Raw genomic sequence first — 23,895 nt, 5'->3', positions numbered from 1 at the left:
ATGGAAAAGCTTCAGGCAGCCCTCTCAAAGGCCCGCACCGCCCGTCAAAAGACCGGTGGCCCAGCCACTGCAGCCCCCGTCACATCGCGGCGGCAGCAAGTGCCCAAGGGCTCTTCCGCAGATGATCCCACTCCGGCGTGGGAGGAACTGCAGCGCGTGGACCTGGCCCCCGCTGTGCTGCGTCGCCATCGCATCGTTTCGCGTGAAGCAACATCCGATGCCACACCTTTTGATATTCTACGAACTAAGATCGTCCTACAGATGGAACAGAACGGTTGGACCCGGCTGGCCATTACATCGCCGGAACCTAACAGCGGCAAGACGACTTTGGCATGCAATCTGGCGCTCGGGTTGGGGCGACAATCAAGCATGCGCTCAATGCTCTTTGACTTCGACCTCGGATCGCCCGAGGTTCATTCATTCTTTGATCTCAAGATGCGATATGGCCTGCCAGAGGTGATTATTAGGAATGTGGACTTTGCCAAACAGGCTGTCCGCGTGACCGAGAATGTGGCGGTTTCCGTATCGCCTCATCCCGAACGAGACCCCACACGCTTTCTGATGATGGATCGAACCGTTGATCTTCTCGATGAGGTGCAACGCGAATACGCCCCCGACATCATGGTCTTTGACCTGCCTTCTGCTCTGTCATCGGACAAGGCTTTGGCCTTTTTGCAGCATGTTGATTGCGCCTTGATCGTCGCCCGTGCCGAGCAAACCCGCTTTCGTAACTTGGATCGTTGTGAAATGGAGGTTGCCGCCAACACCAATGTTCTAGGTGTTGCATTGAATGGTTGCCGCCGCAGCGCTCTGTCTGCCAATGACATCAATTAATGGGTCCTGCGACCGTCTACGCGGGTCTCAAGCATTTTTAGATTTTTAAGGTTTCAAATTCGTTATGTGTGGCATTACCGGGTTTTTGTTCTCCGGACAGGCAGAAGTCAAAGCGCGATCTGAACCGCACCTGCGGGCGATGATGGACGCTATCTCCCACCGTGGTCCGGACAGTCAGGGGCTTTGGATCGACCCCGAAGCCGGCGTTGGCCTTGGTCATTTGCGATTGGCCATCGTCGATCTTTCGCCGGCGGGACACCAGCCCATGGCATCTGCATGTGACCGATACCAAATTGTCTACAATGGTGAAATCTACAACCACGCGGCCCTGAGGCGAGACTTGGAACAGGCGGGCCATGCTCCGTCTTGGCGCGGCACTTCAGATACCGAGGTATTGCTTGCAGGTATCACGGCATGGGGCCTCGAAGATACGTTGGCCCGCGCCGAAGGCATGTTCGCCATCGCACTTTGGGATCGCAAGGATCGCTCTTTGACGTTGGCCCGAGATCGGCTTGGGGAAAAACCGCTGTATTACGGCTGGCAGGGGGGTGTTTTCCTCTTTGGCTCCGAACTCAAGGCCCTGCGCGCCCATCCAGCTTTCCATGGCGAGGTGCGCCGCGATGCACTCACGGCAATGCTGCGCCATGGCCATGTCCCCGAAGATCTCACCATCTATTCTGGTGTGCAGAAGCTGCGGCCAGGCGAGATGGCGACATTGTCAAATGCGCAACCGGATCCGCGGCGCTGGTTTTATTGGGACGGGGGTTCAGTGGCCTCCATGCCCAAGGGGCCTGTACCGACGGACAAGGAGGCGATTGACCAACTTGAGGCCCTGCTCTTGGACGCGGTGAGCAACCAGACGATGTCTGACGTGCCGCTTGGTGCCTTCCTATCGGGTGGCATTGATAGTTCGACCATAGTGGGCCTGATGCAGCACTTATCAGACCGTCCCGTGCACACCTTTTCCATCGGATTTCATGAAGCGCGCTACAATGAGGCAGAGTTTGCCAAGGCAATTGCCCAGCACCTTGGCACTCACCACACCGAGCTTTACGTAGCCGACACCGATCTGCGCGACGTGATCCCGGCATTGCCTGCGATGTATGACGAACCTTTCGCCGACAGCTCACAAATCCCCACCCATTTGGTGGCCAAACTGGCCCGCGAACATGTAACGGTCGCTTTGTCGGGGGATGGAGGGGATGAGCTTTTTGGCGGCTATGATCGTTATCGCCAAGGCGCGGGATTTCTCAAAATTCTGCGCGCCCTGCCCCAGCCGTTGCGCAGCCTCGGCGCTGCAACCATCCGTTCGCTGCCCACCAGTTTGCTGAACACAGTGATGGAGCCGATCCGGCCTACACCGCAAGGCAAGGAACCCAATGGCCAGCGCATGCACCGCATCGCAAACTATGCGCGCAGCCGGAATGTCGATGAGTTACATCGCAAGATGGTGTCGGTCTGGCGCTTCCCTGAAGCCGCCGTGATCAATGGTAATAACCCTCCGTCGATCTTGGCTGACCACCTGCCGCCGCGGGGGGATCTTACCGACATCGAACGCATGATGCAGTTGGACATGCTGGCCTACATGCCGGACGACATCCTGACCAAGGTAGATCGCGCGACAATGTCGGTGGCGTTGGAAAGCCGGGCTCCCCTTCTGGATCACCGGGTGGCCGAGTTCATCTGGCCGCTGCCATTGAATATGAAAATCCGCGACGGCAAATCCAAGTGGCTTTTGCGTCAGGTGCTTTATCGCCATGTGCCCAAAGATTTGATTGAACGGGCCAAGATGGGGTTCGAAGTGCCAATCGGCCTCTGGCTTCGCGGTGGCTTGCGCGACTGGGCCGAAGCGTTGATCACGCCTGACCGACTGAAACGCGAGGGTTTTCTGCAACCGGCATTGATCCGTCAGATGTGGGACCAGCATCAAAAGGGCAGTCACAATTGGGGTCTGCAGCTATGGAACGTACTTATGTTTCAAGCGTGGCTTGAAGAGTTCAGCCTTTCAGGCAACTAGGTGGGGCAGCGGGCAATGTTTCAACGTGTGTTAGGAGGCGACGGGTTGCGCGCTCGGCTGTTGCGCAGCACTGGCTGGACGTTCATCGGTTTCAGCTCCGCGCAAATTCTGCGCTTGGCGTCAAACCTCGTTCTGACAAGACTCCTATTTCCCGAAGCCTTTGGGCTCATGGCGATCATCACCGTTTTCCTGGTGGGTCTGACAATGTTGTCAGACATTGGAATCGCACCATCCATTCAACAAAGTCCCAAAGGTGACGACCCAGATTTCCTGAACACCGCATGGACGGTTCAGGCGATCCGGGGGGGGATCCTGTGGCTGGTGTGCTGTGGATTGGGGCCGTTGGCTGCATGGTTCTACGAAGACGACCGATTATCAATGATGCTGCCTGTGGCCGGGTTGAGCCTGTTGATCGCTGGGTTCAATCCGACACGGATCGACAGCGCCAGTCGCCACCTGATGGTCGGGCGTATGACGATTCTCGACATCATCTCGCAGTTTTTCAGTCTCTTGGTGATGCTACTGTTGGCGTGGACGCTGCGTTCGATCTGGGCGTTGGTGATCGGCAGTGTCACGGGTGCGATCATTCGCCTTTGCATTATGCATCTCTTTCTACCGGGTGCACCAAATCGGTTGCGCTGGGATTCCGAAGCCGCTTGGGACCTGATACATTTCGGGAAGTGGATTTTCCTAAGCACGCTCTGCGGCTTCTTGTTAACGCAAGGAGACAAGGCAATCCTCGGCAAATACATGACCTTGGAAAGCCTCGGTATCTATAACATCGGATACTTCCTCGCCAGCTTCCCCCAAGCGCTTGCGGCAATGGTGATGAGTCGAGTGATGATCCCGCTCCATCGTGAGTGCCCACCCCATGAAACCCGCGAGAACTTCAACAAGGTACGCAAAATGCGTTTCATGATGACCGCAGCGGTGTTTTCGATGCAGTTCACAGCCGCATTCCTAGGCATCTGGGTAGTGGATTTCCTATATGATGACCGGTTCTTGGCGGCAGGCGGCGTCGTCGTCGCCATTGCCTGTATGGGCGTCCCCTACCTTATCGGGATGACTTACGATTTCGCGGCTCTCGGGCGCGGAGACTCCCGCGGTGTCTTTTTTCTGCTGTTGGCGAAGGCGTCGACCCAAGTCGCGTTGTTCATCCTGGGGATGGAGTACTATGGACTGCCAGGTGCATTGATTGGTTTGTGGATGTCCCAAATCCTTGTGCATCCGCTGGTGGTGCGCCTTGCCTACAAACACGGCGCTTGGGACCCATGGCACGATCTGTTTTTTGCGTTGGTCGCTGCTGGGCTAACCAGCTTCATGCTGTGGTTCCATCGCGACGGGCTCGAGGTGCTCTGGGCTTTCTAAAGGCCTTTTTCGGCTTCCACCCAAAAGGCCGCCCACCGTTTCTGCAAGGGCACATTCATCCAGTTCTGTTCGTGTAGTCGGGCCGGGGCGAACAAAGCAAAGTCCGTTTGGATGGTATGTAGCAACAGTTTCCCGTCCGGCATGCCCCATGTCAGCATGTTCAAAGCGGTCAAAGCCCAGACATTCGCTAATTCCGGATCCGACAGGCGGGTCGAACGCGCGCCAAGATAGGCACGATAGGCGAACTCGTACTCTGACGGTGCGCGGCGCTGCAATCGCTTCAGGCGCGCGACAACTTGATGTGCAGGCCTACTCGGGATGTGCCGCTGCAAGGTTGGGAGCCGCATGTTCATATCAGCAACACCGCCACCTTCCCTGACACCGGGAAACATCTGACCCATCTGGTAGTGAAAGTAAGCGCGCGGACCGTGCCAATAATGCTCAAGCAAATCCCTGCATTCAGCAATCTCCAACACGTCATTGAGGGCAATGGAACCCGCCAATTGTTCCGCTGTAAAGACCGATCCGTGTTTGCGCAGGTCTTCAAGAAGCGCGGCCGCCGTTTGCATCAATGAGGCATGTTCCGGCATCAGCCCGTAAACCCCAGCGTTATGCATTATCGTTTGCGACGATATGGGTCGTCCGGCTACGCGGCCCCCACAGTTTTGGATCAGGGCGTCCCATTCTGACCACTCGGCACTGTTTTCAAGTGGCCCTTCGCAAGCATGCATCAGGGCCCGGTCGTGTCCAAAGCGTTCAAACAGATGCTTGGGATGCGACATGAACACGGTATCGCTATCGATCATTGCGATCGGGGCGGCATACTTTTGCAACGCATGGTGCATCACATGAAGCTTGATCGCATGGTGATAGGTGCCTTGCATACTCCAGTCCGCCATCATCTGAGGCGACAAGAGTAAGGAATCGACGGGTAGGTCCGGCCTTTGGTTCGCCTCATCTGCCGCCAATACAATGCGGATGTCTGCAGGGTCGTCCTTGAGGTACTGCCAGGCTGAAAGAATGCTGTACGTCAATTCCAGATGATAGACGCGTTGATCGCCGTAAATCAGAAAAAGCAGAACTTTCAATTATGTTCCTGACCTGTGTGTCGCGCCTCGGGCTCCGGTGCCGGAAACTGTGACAAGAAACGTTCCGAGCAGGCAAGAAACCCGCTCGCGACCAAGTCTGTCGTACCAGAATAGTGCTGATCTTCCACGCTCCGGATGGAAAAGTCGGAATCCTGAATGACTTTCAAGCGCTTTTCGCCTTCACCATGTTGCCACGTACCAAGCGCAACCTGCTGCCGTTCTCGACTTAGGAAAGGTCCAGCAAACTTGTAGTGGCGTACAAGAACGGCAAAGTCCGCGCAGGTTACACGACTGGCAAAGTGTGGATGCGGACGCAGATCAATCCCTGGCAGGTTCTTGACCAATGGATGAATGGTCAGGCCACAGTCTTCACCAAATATCTCACCCCGAATGCCGCCAAACTTGAGCTTGATGGCTGGGTTGGTCACATCATTCGAACTTAGGAACCACCAGACATCGACGTTTTCACGGTCGTGGTATTCAAACTCGGTAATCCCGTACTCGCTGAACTGATCAAAGCGACGTACAGAGTCCTCATAATTCCAGGACTCGGTTTCAGCCAAAGGGTCCGGTGCATACATGTCCAACCGCTGTGCGATAACACATGTCGTGTCGTGCGCATTGCAGTAAGCCGTATACTCAGTGATGTCGCGTCCCTCTCCGTGCGAAAGGTCCAACAGTTCGTCGCTGTCCAGAAAAAGAAACCAGCCGCCACTGATGACCTCTCGTGCAATCTCGGCGCGCATGTCACATTCATATGTCGCGACCGGTAGCAAGTTTGAAATCACGGTAACACCAGGTTCCTGTGCCAAACGTTCCCGGGTGCCGTCATCGGAACCGTTGTCAATGAACAGGAACTTTTTAACCCCTATCTTTCGATGGTGGGACAACAGCGTGTCCAGATAATACATACCGTTCCTGATCAAGCAGACCATCGCCACGTCAGCCTCGCCCAACACGATCGATGGCGGACCCGAAAGGAGTTTGGAGGCTCGCTTGATCCGTGCTTTTTTCGCTTGTTGCGCATAAACGTAGCGCAGCTTGTCAATTACACGGCTTACAAAAGGCAAGATGCGTATCCACCTTGATACATGTTCGAAATATGCCCGTAGGCCTATAAGCAAGATAGCGCCGTCACAACCGGCATGTTGGTTTGATCGCCAAAATTTCACTGAGTGGTGCATATCCGAACATCTCAGACACGCTTCGGTACGGCTGCTTACATCGGATTTTCCTGTTTCGCTTTGCGGACTGATTCGCTACTGATTCTCTTGCCACATTGGAAATTTCTGAAATTTTTATGAAATTCACTCGGAAAAGATGAAGCCATTCTATCATCAGTTGAGGGTTTCTGATCGAGCAACAAACCTTTTCAGCGTTTACCACGTTATTGGGCGGATTCACGCTAATTTCACTTTGGCGGCAGGTTAACAAATGGTAAACACGTTTCGTGCCGGCACATCTGCTCCCGTCACAAACAACATCGAATTTTCAAAAAGGCCTGACTTTTTTTACTGGGCTGACTGTTTTTAACCAAGCCGGAAGGCTCTTGTTTATGACCATTCAATCACACGATTTTCAGAACGAAATCTCTGTTTTCTTCAGGGGGCGCTACAAGTCTCGCCTCGGTGGTTTCTACCACTCCTATGCGAAGCGCTCCCTGGACCTTTTCCTTGTTGTCCTTACAGCTCCTATCGTTGTCCCAATCATTTTGGTTATGGCTGCTTTGGTGGCTATGGACGGTGGCAAACCTTTCTACTCACAGCTGCGTATCGGGCGGAATGGGCGTACCTTTCGCATCTGGAAGATCCGCACCATGACCATCGACGCCGATGCGCGCCTGGAAAGCTATCTTGCTGCCAACCCTGATGCTCGCGCAGAATGGGAAAGCACGCAAAAGCTGAAGGAAGACCCCCGGATTACCAAGGTGGGGCGCATCCTGCGCAAGACATCTCTTGATGAGCTGCCGCAGCTATTGAACGTTTTCGTGGGGTCAATGTCGCTCATTGGACCCCGCCCAATGATGGTATGCCAAAAGGCACAGTATCCTGGTGTTGCCTACTACTGGCTACGGCCTGGCATTACTGGTTTCTGGCAGATTTCGGACCGCAACGACTGTGACTTTGCAGACCGTGCCCTGTACGATGACAAGTATGCACGAGCAGTGTCATTCGGCACCGATATGAACGTTCTGGCCAAGACAGTGTCGGTAGTGCTCAAAGCAACAGGCCATTGATCTGATCAGACTATGATTTGCGTCGAAGTGCTGCCGTAGGTGTGAATTGCCTACGGCAGATCGAACGATTAGAACGATACTTGGTTCAAGTATGGCCCGCCTGACGGGCCAGTTTTTTTCTGTTGTTTCGGGATTTCACCATGTGGCCTCTGCTCGCGCGCAACTTTGTTCTGGCCATAAGCCTGTGCCTGTCTCTCGCGGCCTGCGACACTGCTGAGGAGCGCGCAGAAAAGTATCTGGCCTCTGCGCTTGAATTGATCGACCAAGGCGACTTGGATCGGGCCGCTATCGAACTGCGCAACGTGTTCGAACTGATGGCCAACCATGTTGAAGCGCGCGAAACCATGGCGCAGCTCATGCTCGACAAAAACGACAAGAGCGCTGCTTATGGCCACTATCTGCGACTGGTCGAACAGGTGCCCGACCATGTCGAGGGGCGAACCATTCTGGCCGAAATTGCTTTTGAGGCGCGCAACTGGCAAGAATTCGTGCGCCATGCTGCACAAGCAGTGGCCCTTGCCCCCGATGCTCCACGTAGCCAGATCATTGACCTCGCCCTACGTTACCAAGAGGCGTTAGAGGCACGCGATGGGCCGGCCCGGGATGCATTGCGAGACAAAGCAGAACGCCTTGCCGCAGACAATCCTGACAGCGACGTGCTACAGCAGGTCCTTTTTGACGCCTACATGCGCGACAGGAAGCTGGATCGGGCCTTGGGTCAGTTGGATCGCATGATCGCGAGTAAGCCGGACAACCGGACACTTTACACCCAACGCCTTGGACTGCTGAACGAACTACAGGACTATGCGGCGGTAGAAGACCAGCTGCGGAACATGGTAGCCCTCTTTGCCGATGATGATGGACCCAAGCAAGACCTGATCCGCTTCTACGTGAGGCGCAATCAGGTCAACAAGGCGGAGGCATTCTTTCGCGAAATTGCGGATCCTGCTGCAGAGGATCCAGCTCTGTTTATTGGCCTTGTGCGGTTCTTGCGCGACATGCGCGACCCCGAAACGGCGCACGCGGAACTGATCGCGGCGCTGGAAGTTTCGCCCCAGCCCGACAAATTAAAGATGCTACTGGCAATGCTCGATTTTGAAGCGGGCGCGCACGATAAGGCAATCGCCGACCTGCAAGCTCTACTTGATCAGGCCACGCCATCCGCGCAACCGAACGACATCAAGATCACCCTGGCGCAAATGATGATCCAAACGGGCAATGTGGTGGATGCGAAACGCTTGGTCGATGAAGTGTTGGAATCCGATAGCCGCCATGTTGAAGGGCTCAAGATGCGCGCAACCTGGCTGATCGGTAACGATGCAACCGATGCCGCGATCGCCGACCTTCGTCTGGCCCTGGACAAAGCTCCGAACGACGTGGCCGCACTTACCTTGATGTCGGAGGCCTATGCCCGCGCAGGTAATCGTGATTTGTCATGGGATTTTCTGGCTCTGGCGGTGGATGCCTCCAACAATGCCGCGGCGCCAACCTTGCGCTATGCGCGCGTGCTTGCTGCAGATGAGCGCTATCTGGCCGCGGAAGAAGTGTTGATCGCCGCTCTTCGTCGCGATCGGTCAAATGCAGATCTTCTGGTCCTCTTGGGCGAAGTCTATTTGGCGTCCGAGGATTACTCTCGCGCAGATCAAGTGATCAAACGACTGCGTAGCATTGGAACTGAACGCACTTTGGTTGTTGCCAACGCGCTTCAGGCGCGGCTTTTGGGCAGCCGAGAAGGACTGGAACAAGCACTTGGATTTTTGGAGGAGTTGGCAACCCGGGAGGATTCAGCTCTCAATACTCAAATGACTCTGTTGCGAGCACGGCTTAGTTCGGACCAGACAGAAAAGGCGTTGGAACAAGCCAAGGAGCTGGTCGCCAAACACCCCGAGAATCCGTCCCTCCAGTTCATCTTGGCAACGTCCCATGCAGCCAACGGAAATCTGGATGTTGCCGAAACACTGCTCGGCACGCTCGTACAAGAAGATCCCAACCGCATGCGGGTCTGGAGCCAGCTTTATCGTTTCCAGCGCCTTCAACAAAAAGATGCGGAAGCCAGCCAAACCTTGCGGGACGGGCTCGCGATTGATCCGGACAATCGGGATCTTCTCTGGTTTCAAGCGGCAGAGTTTGAGGCTTCCGGTGATATTGACAGTGCTATTACAAATTACGAACGGATCTATGAGCGGAACTCTGGCGATCTGATCGCGGCCAACAATCTGGCAAGCCTCCTGGCAACCCACAAGACCGATGAAGACAGCTTTGAACGTGCGTGGATCGTGGCGCGGCGTTTCCGCGACACGAACGTGCCAGCAATGCAAGACACCTACGGTTGGGTTGCCTTCAGACGAGGAAACCTAGAAGAATCCCTACCCTATTTGGAGTTGGCGGCGTCCGCTCTGCCATCAGACCCAATCGTGCAGTTTCACTTGGGGCAAGTCTACGGCGCGTTGGATCGACGGGCCGACGCCATCGCGCAATATCAACAAATGCTTGAGCTTGCCGATGACAATGATCCACGCCCGCAGTTCAAAATAGCCAGGGACGAAGCAGCGCGCCTTGAACAACTGCCAGCGCTGAGCGACTAACTTAGTTCTGCCTTACACCACTGGGCGGGTAGGACGTCACAACCTCCCAAACCGTTTCCTGCATGACCCTCGCAGCCTCTGGCCCCGGGTCATCCGCAGTGCTGCCGTCGGGCAATCGCATATTGTGTGGCAAACCCACGGGCGACCGCCCGTAAAGCACCGCATAGTGGGTCAGCGCCACCAGATACCCACCGAAGTGACTGAAATGAATGTCGTCATCAAAGAGATCAGTGCGGTCCCGGATGGCCCCGATACCACCCGCGGCTTCGACCTTGCGTACAAAGGACGCCATCACTTGCCCCGCTGGGATGATGTAAATGGGGTTATTAACCTCCTCGTAGGCCAAGGCAGGTCGTAGGATTTTGCCTACCCAATAGCGCTCAAGGTCGAGGTCAAGCCGCTCCAGCCAGCCTTCGGCGTCATCAAGGGTGTGCCAGGTTTCATAGAGATACACGCGGGTATCCGGGTTACCGTCCCAGGCCGCGACCGCCCACTTACGCAGGTAGTCATGCGGGTCATGGTACTTGATTGTATCGCGAATTTCGACCGCCTCGGTGAGAACAACTGCATCATACTCTCCTGATGCCATCGCCTCTTTCGCGTCGCGGTAGGCGGGCGGGCCGTTGGATTCTTCAAAGCCATTGATCGGAACGTCCGGCTCCCAGTGCTGCTGCAGCGGAGACCCCCATCCCAATTGACTGTTAAAGTCATGGCCCGTGCCGGCCAGTTGCTGCAGCATCACAGGCATGTAAGGGCCAACCAGACTATGGCCCAAATGATAGACCTTGAGCGGCGCATCAGGAATATCGTTCGGACTGGTATAGAGCGCGTTGAACGTCGCCTCATCCACTGGATCAGGGGCGCCACAGCGACTGGCCAGCCCGCAGGCGGACAGCAACAGGAACAGGGAAGCCGTTGATTTGCGCAATATCCTTCTGAGCATAAGAAAAATCCTTAGTGCAAAGTCACAATACTAATGATCAACTCTTTGGGTAGGATCTTGGAACCAACAATGATCCCGGACCAGTCGTCGCCTCCACTCTTGATGCGCGCCGTGAATTGAGTGCCTTTCAGGGTAACAACAACGTCCTCAAAGCCTAGTAGTTGCCCGGTTATCGGAAACTGAGCCTTATAGACCGCTTCCTTGGCGCAAAAGATGCGCTTGGCAGTGAGCCCGTTGTCGGTCCGGTCCCGTTCGTCCGGGGTCAGGACTGTATCCCACAGGTCTGTATCAAGCGGCTCGGCTTCTTCCATATCCACGCCCAGCGCGCGTATGGTTCCACTCCTTGCGACCGTGGCTATCGCAGCACTGTTGCAATGACTGATGGAACCTTCAACTCCTGCTGGCCAACAAGGCGACCTGTCCGGTCTCATAGGTACCGGCATGGGCGGCCAGTCGATGGCTTGCATTGCGCGCCGCGCGGCCGCACGCCCTGCAGCAAACTCGCGCAGGCGTTTGTCGATCATGCGTGTAGTCGCGACGGCTTCAACAGGATCAAGACCGTTGGCCAACCCCTTCGGGTCCGCCACACCTATGCCGACGCTCGGGCCTACATACCCCTGCAGTTGCTGGCACAGTGCATCAAGGGCGGTCATCTGCCCTGACGGCGCCGGGCGCGCATCGCCCGACGTTGGGCCATCGCATCTGAACCTCCTGATGGCGCGGCTTGTATTTCAGGGGCCGCGACAGGTGCGCTGACTTCGGCGGGGGTCGAGGCCTGGGCAGTTGGCGTGGCACCCAGCTTGGTTTCGACCGCTTGAGCAAGGTCTCCGAGAACCGGGAAACGGAAGATGTCCGTGATGGACAGTTTCGCTACGCCCAGCTGCGCCTTGATTTCCCGATGCGCTTGTACGGCCAGAATCGAGTGACCACCAAGATCGAAGAAATTGTCGCGCGCGGTGATGTCGCCGATCCCAAGGATTGCACCCCAGATTCCAGAGATCGCCATTGTGACATCCCCATCGAAACCGGTGGCCGCAGCAGGTGCATCAGCTTGCGGGCTGGTTTGAGTGGACGGAACGGAAGCAGGTTTGGGGCGCGCTGGTGCACCCGGCGCAGGCAACGCCTTTCGATCAACCTTCTTGTTGGGTGTAAGCGGGAAAGCATCCAATGCAACAAAACGGTTGGGGATCATGTGGGCGGGCAGCACTTCGGCCAGCGCCGACTTAAGCCCCGGCTCGCTCACCGACCCATCAGCCAACAGATACGCCACCAGCTGCTGCGCACCGGGGATATCCTCGCGCACCAGCGCAACGGACTGACGCACGCCATCCAATGTGTCGATAGCGGACTCGATTTCACCCAGCTCAATCCGGTATCCGCGTAGTTTGACCTGAAAATCGGCCCGTCCCAGGAAATCTAGCTCTCCATCTGGCAGCCAACGGGCGAGATCACCGGTACGGTAAAGCCGGGCTTCCGGATCGGTTTGGAACGGATCGGAGACAAAGCGTTCCGCCGTGAGTTCGGGGCGTTGCCAGTAGCCGCGTGTCACGCCATCGCCACCAATGTAAAGCTCACCGGCAACGCCAATAGGCTGTGGTTCCATCGCGTCATCAAGGACATAGACCTGCGTGTTGGCAATCGGTGTGCCGATGCCCACTACTCCTGCATCCGCGGATGCGTGGCCCGTGGTCGACCAGATCGTGGTTTCGGTAGGCCCGTACATGTTTTCAATGTGCGCTCCGGTAAGCGCATTCAGATCGCGCACCAACGCGCCGGGCAAGGCTTCGCCGCCGAGCATCAGGTGTTTGACCAGGCGCAGCGCGGCACTTGCCGCGTCATTCATCACCAACATCCGCGCCATCGAAGGCGTACATTGCAGATGAGTGACCTGGTGGCGCGCAATCTGCGCGGCGATCGAGAAATCGTCAGCAGCTGGCGCTGTATCTGCATTTGCACGGCGCACCACCTCCGCCAGCGGTATCAGCCCGTCCAAAAGCGTATCCACTTCGATCCCGTAGTCAATCAGACAGGCAACTTCGGTGACACCGATGCCTTTGACCTGTTCGACCCGGGCAAGCGCATCTTCGACAGTGCCGAACAGACCGCTGTCGTTGAAATACCGTTCAAAAGCGAAATCGAGAATACCTTCCAACTCTTCGTCGGTCAGCGAGCCGAGGTCCAATTGGAATGCACTGTCGACCCCTTCGGGTTTCTTAAACGCTGGAAAGGCCCAGGCATATTGCTTGATCAACCCTGCCGCCGAACGCAGGTAGTCCTTCATCGGTTCGCGCGCGATCTCGCGGGCTTGATCCCGGGTGGCGGCAAGGAAGCTGTGTAGCATCAGCGTCACCTTGAACTGCGCGGGATCATAACCCGCCTCGCGCAAGGCCGCGTGGTAGAGTTTGATCTTGTCGCCAACCTCGTCCACCGATTGCCCCAAGAGGTGGGTTAACACATGGCAGCCATTGCGCCCGGCTTCTTTCCATGTCTCGGGATTGCCAGCAGTCGTGACCCACAGGTCCGGCGTGTCCGAGATTGGGCGCGGCTGGGTGACAACTTCGTGCATCTGGCCGTCTTTGCGCGGGAAGGACACAGGCGTGCCGGCCCAGAGTTTGCGCAAGTCTTCGATCTGGCGGAACATGGCAGGCTTGTTTTCAGGGGGCGTATTTTCCGGACGCAGCACGAAGTCATCCGGTTGCCAGCCGCTGGCAATGGCCAGTCCGGCACGCCCGTTGGTGAGGTTGTCTATCACCGCCCATTCCTCGGCAATCCGGGCGGTATGATGCAACGGTGCGACACAAGACCCCGCCCGCACACCGATATTGCGCGTCATGCCGGCCACTGCGGCGCCGGTCACCGACGGGTTGGGATAGGGCCCACCAAAAGCATGGAAATGCCGCTCGGGTGTCCAGACCGCTACAAAACCGTTTTCATCAGCAAACTTCGCGCCTTCCAGAAGCGATCGATACTTGTCGCGCCCCTTTCCGTCGTCGTTGCCCCAATAATACAGACTGAATTCCATACCGCCGGGCACGCCACCCGGGCCAGCTTCGTCCCCGGCCACGAGCGCGCGGCTTTCATCACCCGACAGCACAAGTTTGAAACCGCGCCCAAGCGTCCAGAACAGCTCAAGCACCGAGATGTCAAAGGACAACGACGTAACCGCCAGCCACACGCCCCCAGTGGCGTGGTCGATCCGGTCATCCATACCAACAAAGAAGTTGGCCACGTTGCGATGTTCGACCATCACGCCCTTGGGCCGACCGGTCGAACCGGAAGTGTAGATCATGTAGGCAAGGTCGGTACTTGCGACACCGCTTGAAGGGTTCGCGACGGGTTGATCTGCGACTTCCGTGGCAATGTCGAGGACTTGAGTGGCACTGTCTGGAAGCGCCGCCGCCAATTCGGCATTGGTGATCACCACGCCGGCCTGACTGTCTTCGATATAAAGCGCAGTGCGATCGGCAGGAAAGGCCGGATCCATGGGCAGATACGCCCCTCCCGCCTTCATGATCGAGAGGGCCGCGATCACCAATTCGGCTGATCGTGGCAGGTGCAACCCCACGATCACTCCGGGCTGGACGCCCATGGCGATCAGCTTGTGCGCCAGCTGGTTGGCTGCTGTGTTGAGCGCCTCATAGGTGAGGCTGTGGCCCTCAAAAGCGAGTGCCTCGGCGGCGGGCGTAAGGACAACTTGTGCCTCGAAAATCTGGTGTACGCATTGGGTACGGTCAAAATCCGTGGCCGTTACGTTCCACGTCTCAACCGTCAGCTCGCGTTCGGCAGGCGGCAGGATCGATAGAGTGCGGGCATTGTCGCTGCCGCTCAGGTTTTCCAACACATGGGTCAGACGCGCGGCATACAGATCAACTGCAGCGGCCTGAACTCGATTTCCGTCAGCCAGAAGAGTGGCCCCTTCAGATGTGGTTGCAAGTGTCAGTGCCGCAGGACCAACAAGTCCGGCCTCAACGTCATCAGACAGGGCCAATGCGGGCAAGGCCGGGTCACTGCCCGGAAGGCGCGCAACGAGGTCAGCGGCAAAGGGACCGCGCGCGTTTGCCGCTTCGATATCCGTGGCCAACTTGTCTGTCGTCCGGCCAATGCTGTCGTCGAATGTGACCCGCACTGGCACCCATCCTGCCGCATGAGAAGGACCCGAAATAGCCACTGCCAAATCCACGCAGGCATTTTCGGTCATCCGAGTCATCATGATGGCAAAGGCGGCGCGCACCTCTTTCGGCGTCATCCCGGTTGGCACCACAACCGGTCGGGTCACCACCTGCGCAGGTCCAGTGGCTTTGGCAATCAATGGAAGGTCCAGAGAGGCGATATCCTCAAGCGTCTTGCGCCACGCTGGATCGGCCTTGGCCAATGCGGCCAAGTCTTTCTCAAGACCGCTCTTTTCCGCATCTGTTGGGCTGTGCAGCAGGGCACCGGCGCTTGTCACCGCGCTTGGCGCAACAACCTTGCCTTGCACATCGGTGACCCGGGTCAACACCAGATCACCCTGTCCAGTTGCGACGACAAGCTGGTCGGCATCCGCAGTAATGATCGTTCCTGACGCGGCACCTGACGGGTCGTCTGAAACGACCGCAGTACGGGCCAGCAGGCGCTGTCCGCCCGCGTCGAAACAGGGCAACGTCAGCGGGTTCCAATAGTCGCCGTGATCCAACGCGCGAATAAAACGCACCAGATTCTCGGCAGGTTGGGTGAAATCCAAGGTCGGTATTGGGCGTGCGTCCCGCGCGAAATAACTGCGCTGGCTCAGATCTTGTGGCTGCCGAACTGGTTCGGGTTTCGACAGCTCAGCCATCAACGACGGAAAGCTTTCGATCGCTGCGCCGTAGCATTTGGTGTTCAGCGTCAGCGCTGTATCTTCGGGCGTGATCGTGATCGACGCACTGGCCAGCACGTCACCCTCATCCACGCCACCTTCGATCAGATGCCAGGAAATGCCATGGCTCGTTTCTCCGGCCAGTGCTGCCCAAACCGGTGCGTTCAGGCCTGCGTACTTCGGCAAGGGACCGTCGTGGAAGTTCACGGCACCGCGCTTTGGTAAGGACAAGACCGCATCCGGAATGATGTCGAGATTGGCAATGGATAACAGCCAATCAAAGGTCTGCCCCTCAAGCCGTGTTGCCAAGTCGGCACCGGGCGCCAGTACCGGCACATTTGCATCGGCAGCCCAAACCTTCACATCAGCATTACGTGTGACAACCGCTACAATAGAGTGTCCATCTGCACGCAAAAGCTCGCCGCATTGAATGGCAAGGCTTTCGTGACCAATCAGGACTGCTGAAAACTGGGACATTATTGGACCAAACCCTATGCTTGAGACTGTGACTTGGTAGAAATGTGTGCCGGTGTTGGGTCGGCAAAAAGCGCGCGTAGATCATGACGCAGCATCGTGGTCAGGAACCCAGGTGCCGTAGAACGCGCCTTGCCCGTCACAGCACAGCGCAGCGTATGCAGTGCGCCACCCAACACGTGCAAAAACGTCGCCGAGACGGCATAGGCCCGCCCATGGTTTTTCGAAAAGTAGTACCATCTACTGTCGAACCAGTAGTTCGGCACACGCCGCCATGTCTTCATACCGGTGGACGCTGATCCAATATGCGCAACCTTGCTTGCTGGCACGTAGTCGGTGGCGTGTCCTGCACGCGCCGCCCTCATACACAGGTCCGTTTCTTCGAAATAGAGAAAGAAGGTTTCGTCAAAAAGCCCGATCTGATCCAGCACCGATTGCCGCATCATCATCGACGCACCAGCCAACCAATCAACGGTTTGTGTCTTGGTCGGAGTTTCGACGGGTACTTTATGGTTCTTCAAGAGTCGCGACACAGGGCCGAAACGGATCGACCCCTCGAATTCGCTGGCGATGGATGGAAAGCGGAAGCTGGTTAGATGCGTATCACCCTCTGGTCCGTGAATATAGCTGCCTGCAAAACCGGCTTTAGGCGTGGCCTCCAAATGGTTCAGGAGGATACGAATAGCATCGGCGGCCGGAAAGGCATCAGAATTGAGAATATAGACGTAGTTAGGCGCGGACCCATCCGCGAGCCGCGCGCGGATACCCACGTTGTTGCCTGCGCCAAAACCACCGTTACGGCCCGACTGAAGTACGCGGACCCGGCCCTCGACATCCCAGCCTTGGCTGGCGATATGCGCCGATAGTTTTTCGAACGAACCGTCCTGACTGTCGTTGTCGACGATCACCAGGCCACCCGCCATACCGTCCATGGCGGCAAGAGCGGAGGTTGCCGCCTTTATCGTCATGTCGGGGGTCTTGTAGTTCAAAAGAACGGTTAGAACCGTAGGCCCGGACGCATTCATTCCGCTGCCTCCCGAAAATTCGGCGGCGTCGGCGCAGTGGCCCACGCGGTCTCAGCCGCCTCCAGGACCTTTTTCATACGCGCCGCGAGAACACGCACATTTGGCTCCAGAACCATGGAATCATGATCCCCGGGCACCTCGTGAACCGTCAGGCCTGGCACATAACGCGTCCAGTCGTTGTCGGGGAACATATAGTGCCGGTCCTTGTCCACCAGCCGCCCCGGTGCCACCTCCCAACGCGCCATGAGGGGAGGACGGAACAGCGTTAGCGGACCATCCCACGAGGTCACTTGATACTTGCCTACACTTTCCAGGAACGCCGCTTCGATGGCCGCATCATGGAACTGCTGACCCTCTTCGGTCGCTTCTTCCCCTTGGCCACGGCGCTTTTGCAACTCCCAAGCAATACGGTTCTTGGCCCATGTCGAGACATAGGACACGCCTTCATCCTTGAGGTTCAACCAGTTCAGCATGAACCTATCGCGCCGCGACAAGGGCGGACGTACAGGCAGCGGTGTATCGAGCAGGATCACCGAAATGATCTCTTCGCCCTGCGCCTCCAATTGGCGCGCGATTTCGAAGGCAGTAATGCCGCCACCAGAGAAACCGCCCAACATGTAAGGGCCCTTTTCCTGAACTTGCCGCATCTCAGCAATGTAGTCTGCCGCTGCCGCTTCGATTGTGCGGTGGGGTTCCTCGTCGCCGTAAAGTCCACGCGCCTGCAGGCCATAAAATGGTCTGTCCGAGCCTAGCAAGTGCGCCAGGTGACGCAGGTTAAGAACATTGCCGAACATGCCAGCAACGAGGAAAAACGGCGTGCGTGGTCCCCCTTCGCCTGCATGCATCGGCACGAGGTGAGTAAAGCGGCGCTCGGGCCGTGCCTCGGCATCTGTCGCCTTGTCGTCACTGTACGCGGTGTCTTCTGAGACGCCCCCACGCTCGGCGATTAGGGCCGCGACCTTTCGGATAGTCGGTGCTTCGAACAGGACCGATATTGGAAAGTCCACGGAATACGTCTTGCGGATCTTGGCGAACAGCCTGACAGCAATCAGCGAGTGGCCGCCAAGATCAAAGAAACTGTCCTCAGCCCCGATCTGATCAACCCCTAAGAGTTCGGCCCAGAAACCGGCAAGAGTGGTTTCGATGGCCCCCTCTGGTTCAACGTATTCGCTGTCGAGTTGCGGTCGTTCAAAGGTTTGTCCGCCGCCCGCGCTGCTGTCGTCAGCTTGACCCGCTTGTTCGATCAAGCCCTGTATGTCGAGCGATGACAGGACAACTTGCGGCGTTTTGAGGGCCAAAGCCCGAAGGAACAACATTGCCCCCTCCTCCGCGCGGATCCCCTGTCCGAGGTTGTGGCGCAGACGTTCCTCGGCGGGTGAGAGCGGTTGAACCACCTCCGCTCCAGCCGTTGTTGCAGGTGTATCCTCGGTGGCGGCGAAACCCACACTTGTCTCCATCCGCCGGATGGAAAAGCCCTGGATCTCTACACAGACCTCACCTTCGGGCGTGACCAGAGTCACATCAAAGTTGGCAATCTCACCCGTGGCCTTGTTGTCACCTGCGTTGCGCACCCAGGACAGGATACGGTCAGGCAAGTCTCGGAACACCTTGACCGAGCGATAGGAGACGGGGACCCAAAGGTAGGCCATCGGATCGTATCCTTCGATCAGATCCATGGCCCAACCCGTTGCCAGATCCATTAGGCCCGGATGTAAACGGTAACCAGCTGCAGGATCGTCTTGTGCGACTGTTGGCAATGACAGTTCTGCGAGCCCTTCTCCAGCTCCCAAGGCCGTGGATTGCAATACGCGCCAGCGATCGCCGAATTGCAGATGCGCCTCTTGGGCACCTTTGAGCGCGCCGCCTTCGGGCGCACGCACCGGCGTCGCACAGCGGGCGGCAACGGCAGCAACATCAAGCGGAGCCGGAGCCCGCATCGGCAACAGGGACAAATGCGCCTGCGCGTTCATTTCCAAAGCGCCTTCGGGACCGCTTTCCACCGTTATGTCGTAGCCGGTATCGCTGCGCGGCAGGCGCAGCGTGACTGGGCGGCTCTCCGCATCACCAACAGCTAGCGGTCGCAGGAAATAAAGGTCTCGAATTTCGAATTCAGCGGTTTCGCCCTGTGCACGCAGGGCCTGTGCCGCGAGATCAAGATAGCCGGTGCCGGGCATCAATGCATCCCCTGCCCCAGTCCGGTGATCGTCCAGTACCCAGCGATCTTGTACGCTGTATTCTGCAGTGAAAATGCGGTGCCCGGCGCGATCAAACGTCTTTTGATCCAGAAGTGGCACGTCCGCAGGCAGCACGGGTGCCTCGGCCCCTGCACCGGTGCGGGCCGCCATCGCATCAGCAGCCATGCCGGTGTCGGCCCAGATACCCCAACCGATAGCTTGAACCCGCGTTTTGCCACCCGCACGGGCCTTGGCATAAGCGTTAAGATATTCGTTGGCAGCGACGTAATCGACCTGACCAGCCGGTGCTGTCGCGGTGGAGCTTGAGGAAAACAGGACCATCCAGTCGACATCACCGTCGGGGAAAACCTCTTCGATCACCCGTGTGCCGTGCAACTTGGGTGCAAAGACATCTTCGACCTCGGTCATGGTCTTGGTCTGGATCAACCCATCCTCAATCACACCTGCAGCATGGATGATGCCAGAGACCGGACCCATCTTCGCTTCGACGTCGGCGCGTAACGCGGTCATGTCCTCGACATTGGAGACATCGGAGGCAAGACACAGAACGTCGCCACCGGTCGCCTCAAGATCCTGAACGGCACGGATGCGGCGGGGCAATGCATCACCCGGCGCAGTGTTGGCCAGCACCTTTTCCCAGTCCTCGCGCGGCGGCAGGCCGCCTCGAGACACCAGAACGATGCGTGCGCCCACGGTTTCGATCAGCTCCCGCGCCAGCGTAAGACCGATCCCGCCAAAACCGCCAGTTACCAGAACCACGCCACCTTTGGTCAGTCGATCCAAACCCGCGTCGCGTGTAGCCAGAGCTTGTGGCCGCCAAGACATGGAGTAGCGTTTGGCACTGCGCACCGCAGCCATGCGATTGTCAGCCGGTGACAGGATTTCTTCGAGAACAGGTTGAACAAAGGCCTCAATGTCCGCTTGCGCACGTCCCCTGACCTGCGGCAAGTCCAGATCCAGCGAGGCCACTGAGATTTGCGGGAATTCGCGTGGCATGACCCGTGCCGGGCCGCTGAGCGTTGCCTTTTCAGGATAGCTCAGCGCTTCACTCGCCACTTGCACAGCACCTGAGCTCAACACATCCATATGTAGGGGCTGGCTCCACCCCTCGTCGCCCATAGCCTGCGCAAGAAACAGCAGACTGAAGAAGCCTTGCTCCAGATTACGATGGAAAAAACTCGACCCCGGTCGAAAGGTCTCTCGGGTGGTTGCCAGCCAACCATGCAGCACCCGATCAGGCAGGAACGTCCGAGCAACAAGATCCCGGACCAAAGCGTCATAGCTGTCGCGCCCGCGTTCCGGCGACAGGATGTATCCGTCTTCACCCACCCGCGCGAAAGTGTCGCCTGCGCGCACCGTCACTATCTCGTGGCCCGCCGTCCGCAACCGATCCGTGACCCGGTCGCACAACCCGGCCTCATCCGCAAACACCAGCCATCGCTGCGGCGGAACGTCGCACAAGTCGCCCGTCACGTCCACATCGCAAGGGGCGTAGTTGGGACGCCACGACGGTTTCCACCCCCAGCTGTCCGGATCGTCGTTGCGCATCAACCAGGTATTGGCGGTTTCGGTCTGTGGCAGCGCGGGTTCGATGTAATAGGGCGCGCGCTGGAAAGCGTAGGTTGGCAAGGGCAGTTTGACACGCCGGGCCTCTCCCCAAACCTGCGCCCAGTCGATGTCGCCGCCAAGCGCCCAGACCCGGCCCAGCATCGCCATGAAGTAGGCGTCATCGGATGTGGTGTCGGCAGAGTGGCGCAACGAACCAATCACCTGATTGACGTCGACACTCGGGTGTTGTCCAGCCAGCGACGACAGCGCTTTGCCCGGACCCACCTCAATAAAGATGCGGTTCTTTTCGGCTAAAGTGCCTACGCAATCGGCAAAGTGCACAGTCCCGCGCAGATGCCCCACCCAGTATTCGGGATCGGTTGCTTCTGCATCAGTGATCATCTGGCCCGAGCGGTTCGAGGTAAAGGGAATCTGCGGCACACTCAGTGGAATGGACCGCAGATAATCGCCAAACTCCTTCAAAATGGGCTCGAGCATGCGCGAATGCGCAGCGATGTCGATCGGGATTCGCTGACAATCCACGTCGCGCGCAGTCAACGCCTCTTGCAACACGTCCAGCGCTGCTTGGGGTCCGGTAGCCACCGACAGGTTCGGCGCATTCACAGCGCCAAGATCCAGATCGTCTCCCAAGAGCGGACGTAGCGCATCAGCAGGTAACGCTACCGACAACATGCCACCGGCGGGCACAGTATCGAATAAACGTCCACGCAAGTGCACGAGACCGATGCAATCCTCAAAACGCATGACACCTGCCACGCAGGCAGCAGTGTTTTCGCCCATGGAGTGCCCGACCAGGGCCGCTGGCTGAACTCCCCAACTCATCCAAAGTTGGGCCAGCGCATATTCGCAGATCATGATCAGCGGCAACTGGACCGAGGGTTGCGTCAGCCTTGCGTCCGCATCAGCTTCCTGTCCCTTCTCCGGTAGCCAGAGCGCCCGAATGTCATAGTCCAGCTTCGGCGCGAGGATTTCGAGCCCCTTGTCCATCCATTCCGCAAAGACTGGCTCAGTCTCATAAAGATCACGCGCCATGCCAGCATATTGCGCGCCGCCGCCGGGGAACATGAACACGGTATCTGGTCGATCCAGCGCAGTATGTGTAAAGACTCTGCGCGGGTCTCCATCCAACAGCGCTTCCGCTGCCTCTTCATGCGTCTCGGCCACCACAACGCGGCGGCGTTCGAAGGCGTGGCGTCCCTCTTTCAGGGCCCAGGCCACATCAGCGAGATCCTGTTCCGGATGGGTACGTAAATGTGCGGCAAGGTTGGCCGCATTGCCATCGAGCGCAGCCTTCGACCGCGCCGACAAAAGCAGCATCTGGAACGGCCAGTCCGACGGTTCAGACGCCGCACGCTTGGGCGCTTCCTCAAGCACGACATGCGCATTGGTGCCACCGACGCCCAGAGAGTTGACCCCGGCTCGACGCGGGCCCTTGTGACTGACCCAATCGCTTAACGTGTCATTGACCCGGAAGGGGGAGTGTTCAAAATCAATAGCAGGGTTCGGCTTTTCATATCCGAGCGACGGCGGAATCTGTTTGTGATGCAGCGACAGCGACGCCTTGATCAGGCTAGCCACACCAGCTGCAGTATCGAGGTGACCAATATTCGTCTTGACCGACCCGATGCGACAAAAGCCTTTTTCGTCCGTTGTCTCTTCGAAGGCTTGCGACAGGGCGGCTACTTCGATTGGATCGCCCAGATAAGTGCCGGTTCCATGGCATTCCACATAGTCAATCGTGTCCGCGGTCACACCAGACATCAGGTGCGCCTCGGCGATGGCTTCGGCCTGACCATCCACCGAAGGGGCCAAGTAACCGGCCTTGGCGGCGCCATCATTGTTAATGGCCGACCCTTTGATCACCGCGTAAATGTGATCACCGTCTCGTATCGCATCGCTCAGTCGCCGCAACACCACTGCCCCAGCGCCTGACCCAAAAACCGTACCTTGTGCGCGATGATCAAAGGCGTGGCAATGACCGTCGGGGGATAGGACTTCGCCTTCCTTATAAAGGTAACCGCGATGCTGCGGCAGTTCGATCGTGACACCACCCGCGATGGCCATGTCGCAATCATCGTTCAGCAACGCCTGCGTTGCGTAATGCGTCGCCACCAAAGATGTCGAACAGGCAGTCTGCACATTCACGCTGGGACCGGTCATGTCGAAGATGTGGCTGACGCGAGTGGCCAGAAAATCCTTGTCATTGCCGGTATGACGCAAAAGGAACATGCCCACGTCGTCCACCAGATCGCGGTTGGAACAGATGTTGAAATAGAAATAGCTGCCCATGCCGCAGCCAGCGTATACTCCGATGGACCCCTTGGACTTAGACGGCGGGTGTCCCGCATTCTCAAGTGCCTCCCATGCAACCTCGAGAAATTGGCGATGCTGGGGATCCATGATCGCCGCTTCCTTGGGGGACAAACCAAAGAAATCCGCGTCAAAGGTTTCGAAGTTGTCGAGAGGAGCTGCAGCGGGCACGTAGTCGGGCCGTTCGATCAGATGCGGCGCCTCGCCTGCATCCACGAGCTCGTCTCGCGTATAGCGACGGATCGACTCAATGCCCTGGCGCAGGTTTTCCCAATAGGCTTCTGCCCCGTCTGCTCCCGGCAAATGCGCGGCAAGCCCCACGATGGCAATATCCGTTTCAGAGATATCCGGTGCAGCACGGCTCATTGAAATCCACCTGCCTAACAAAAATTCAAAATGCCTTGCCCAGCATAGAAC

At 57.6% G+C, this 23,895-nt stretch carries 12 protein-coding genes; 5 read left to right on the top strand and 7 right to left on the bottom strand.

The window, feature by feature from the left end:
- From AC53L6_RS05075 to AC53L6_RS05065, 3 genes are all read left to right on the top strand, one after another.
- Positions 1–834 (top strand): CpsD/CapB family tyrosine-protein kinase, encoded by an 834-nt coding sequence (locus tag AC53L6_RS05075; protein ID WP_299204277.1) that lies wholly within the window; start codon positions 1–3, stop codon positions 832–834.
- Between the two features lie 64 nt (positions 835–898).
- The gene (asnB, locus tag AC53L6_RS05070; protein WP_496907044.1) at positions 899–2,851 is read left to right on the top strand and encodes an asparagine synthase (glutamine-hydrolyzing); all 1,953 of its coding nucleotides are present in this window, start codon (positions 899–901) and stop codon (positions 2,849–2,851) included.
- A gap of 15 nt (positions 2,852–2,866) precedes the next feature.
- Entirely contained in the window at positions 2,867–4,219 is a 1,353-nt protein-coding gene (locus AC53L6_RS05065) for an oligosaccharide flippase family protein (protein WP_299204283.1), read from the top strand.
- Here the strand turns inward: AC53L6_RS05065 and AC53L6_RS05060 are convergent.
- Positions 4,216–5,307 (bottom strand): hypothetical protein, encoded by a 1,092-nt coding sequence (locus tag AC53L6_RS05060; RefSeq protein WP_496907043.1) that lies wholly within the window; start codon positions 5,305–5,307, stop codon positions 4,216–4,218. The genes AC53L6_RS05065 and AC53L6_RS05060 overlap by 4 nt on opposite strands.
- Positions 5,304–6,377 carry a glycosyltransferase family 2 protein gene (locus AC53L6_RS05055; protein ID WP_496907042.1) on the bottom strand — a complete coding sequence of 358 codons (1,074 nt, stop codon included), beginning with the start codon at positions 6,375–6,377 and terminating at the stop codon, positions 5,304–5,306. The genes AC53L6_RS05060 and AC53L6_RS05055 overlap by 4 nt, the downstream gene beginning before the upstream one ends.
- A gap of 380 nt (positions 6,378–6,757) precedes the next feature.
- On the opposite strand from AC53L6_RS05055, the gene AC53L6_RS05050 reads away from it, so the two are divergent.
- Together AC53L6_RS05050 and AC53L6_RS05045 are read left to right on the top strand one after the other, a co-directional pair.
- Positions 6,758–7,543, top strand: a complete 786-nt coding sequence (locus tag AC53L6_RS05050; RefSeq protein ID WP_496907041.1) for a sugar transferase — start codon at positions 6,758–6,760, stop codon at positions 7,541–7,543.
- Between the two features lie 140 nt (positions 7,544–7,683).
- Entirely contained in the window at positions 7,684–10,128 is a 2,445-nt protein-coding gene (locus AC53L6_RS05045) for a tetratricopeptide repeat protein (protein ID WP_496907040.1), read from the top strand.
- A gap of 1 nt (position 10,129) precedes the next feature.
- On the opposite strand, the gene AC53L6_RS05040 is transcribed toward AC53L6_RS05045, so the two are convergent.
- The 5 genes from AC53L6_RS05040 to AC53L6_RS05020 are packed head-to-tail and all read right to left on the bottom strand — an operon-like array spanning position 10,130 to position 23,844.
- Positions 10,130–11,056 carry a hypothetical protein gene (locus tag AC53L6_RS05040; RefSeq protein ID WP_496907039.1) on the bottom strand — a complete coding sequence of 309 codons (927 nt, stop codon included), beginning with the start codon at positions 11,054–11,056 and terminating at the stop codon, positions 10,130–10,132.
- A gap of 26 nt (positions 11,057–11,082) precedes the next feature.
- Positions 11,083–11,724, bottom strand: a complete 642-nt coding sequence (locus AC53L6_RS05035; RefSeq protein ID WP_496907038.1) for a 4'-phosphopantetheinyl transferase family protein — start codon at positions 11,722–11,724, stop codon at positions 11,083–11,085.
- Complete coding sequence (locus AC53L6_RS05030; RefSeq protein ID WP_496907037.1) at positions 11,721–16,382, bottom strand: MupA/Atu3671 family FMN-dependent luciferase-like monooxygenase; 4,662 nt, start codon at positions 16,380–16,382, stop codon at positions 11,721–11,723. The genes AC53L6_RS05035 and AC53L6_RS05030 overlap by 4 nt, the downstream gene beginning before the upstream one ends.
- A 14-nt stretch (positions 16,383–16,396) precedes the next feature.
- On the bottom strand, positions 16,397–17,404 hold the full coding sequence (locus tag AC53L6_RS05025) for a glycosyltransferase family 2 protein (protein ID WP_496907036.1): 1,008 nt from the start codon (positions 17,402–17,404) through the stop codon (positions 16,397–16,399).
- Positions 17,401–23,844, bottom strand: a complete 6,444-nt coding sequence (locus tag AC53L6_RS05020) for a type I polyketide synthase (protein WP_496907035.1) — start codon at positions 23,842–23,844, stop codon at positions 17,401–17,403. The genes AC53L6_RS05025 and AC53L6_RS05020 overlap by 4 nt, the downstream gene beginning before the upstream one ends.
- Positions 23,845–23,895: the final 51 nt, after the last annotated feature.

Source organism: Tateyamaria sp. LSS28 (genome assembly GCF_059611725.1).
The sequence above is the reverse complement of the archived record's forward strand: the minus strand, read 5'-3'. Positions and strand labels throughout refer to the sequence as shown.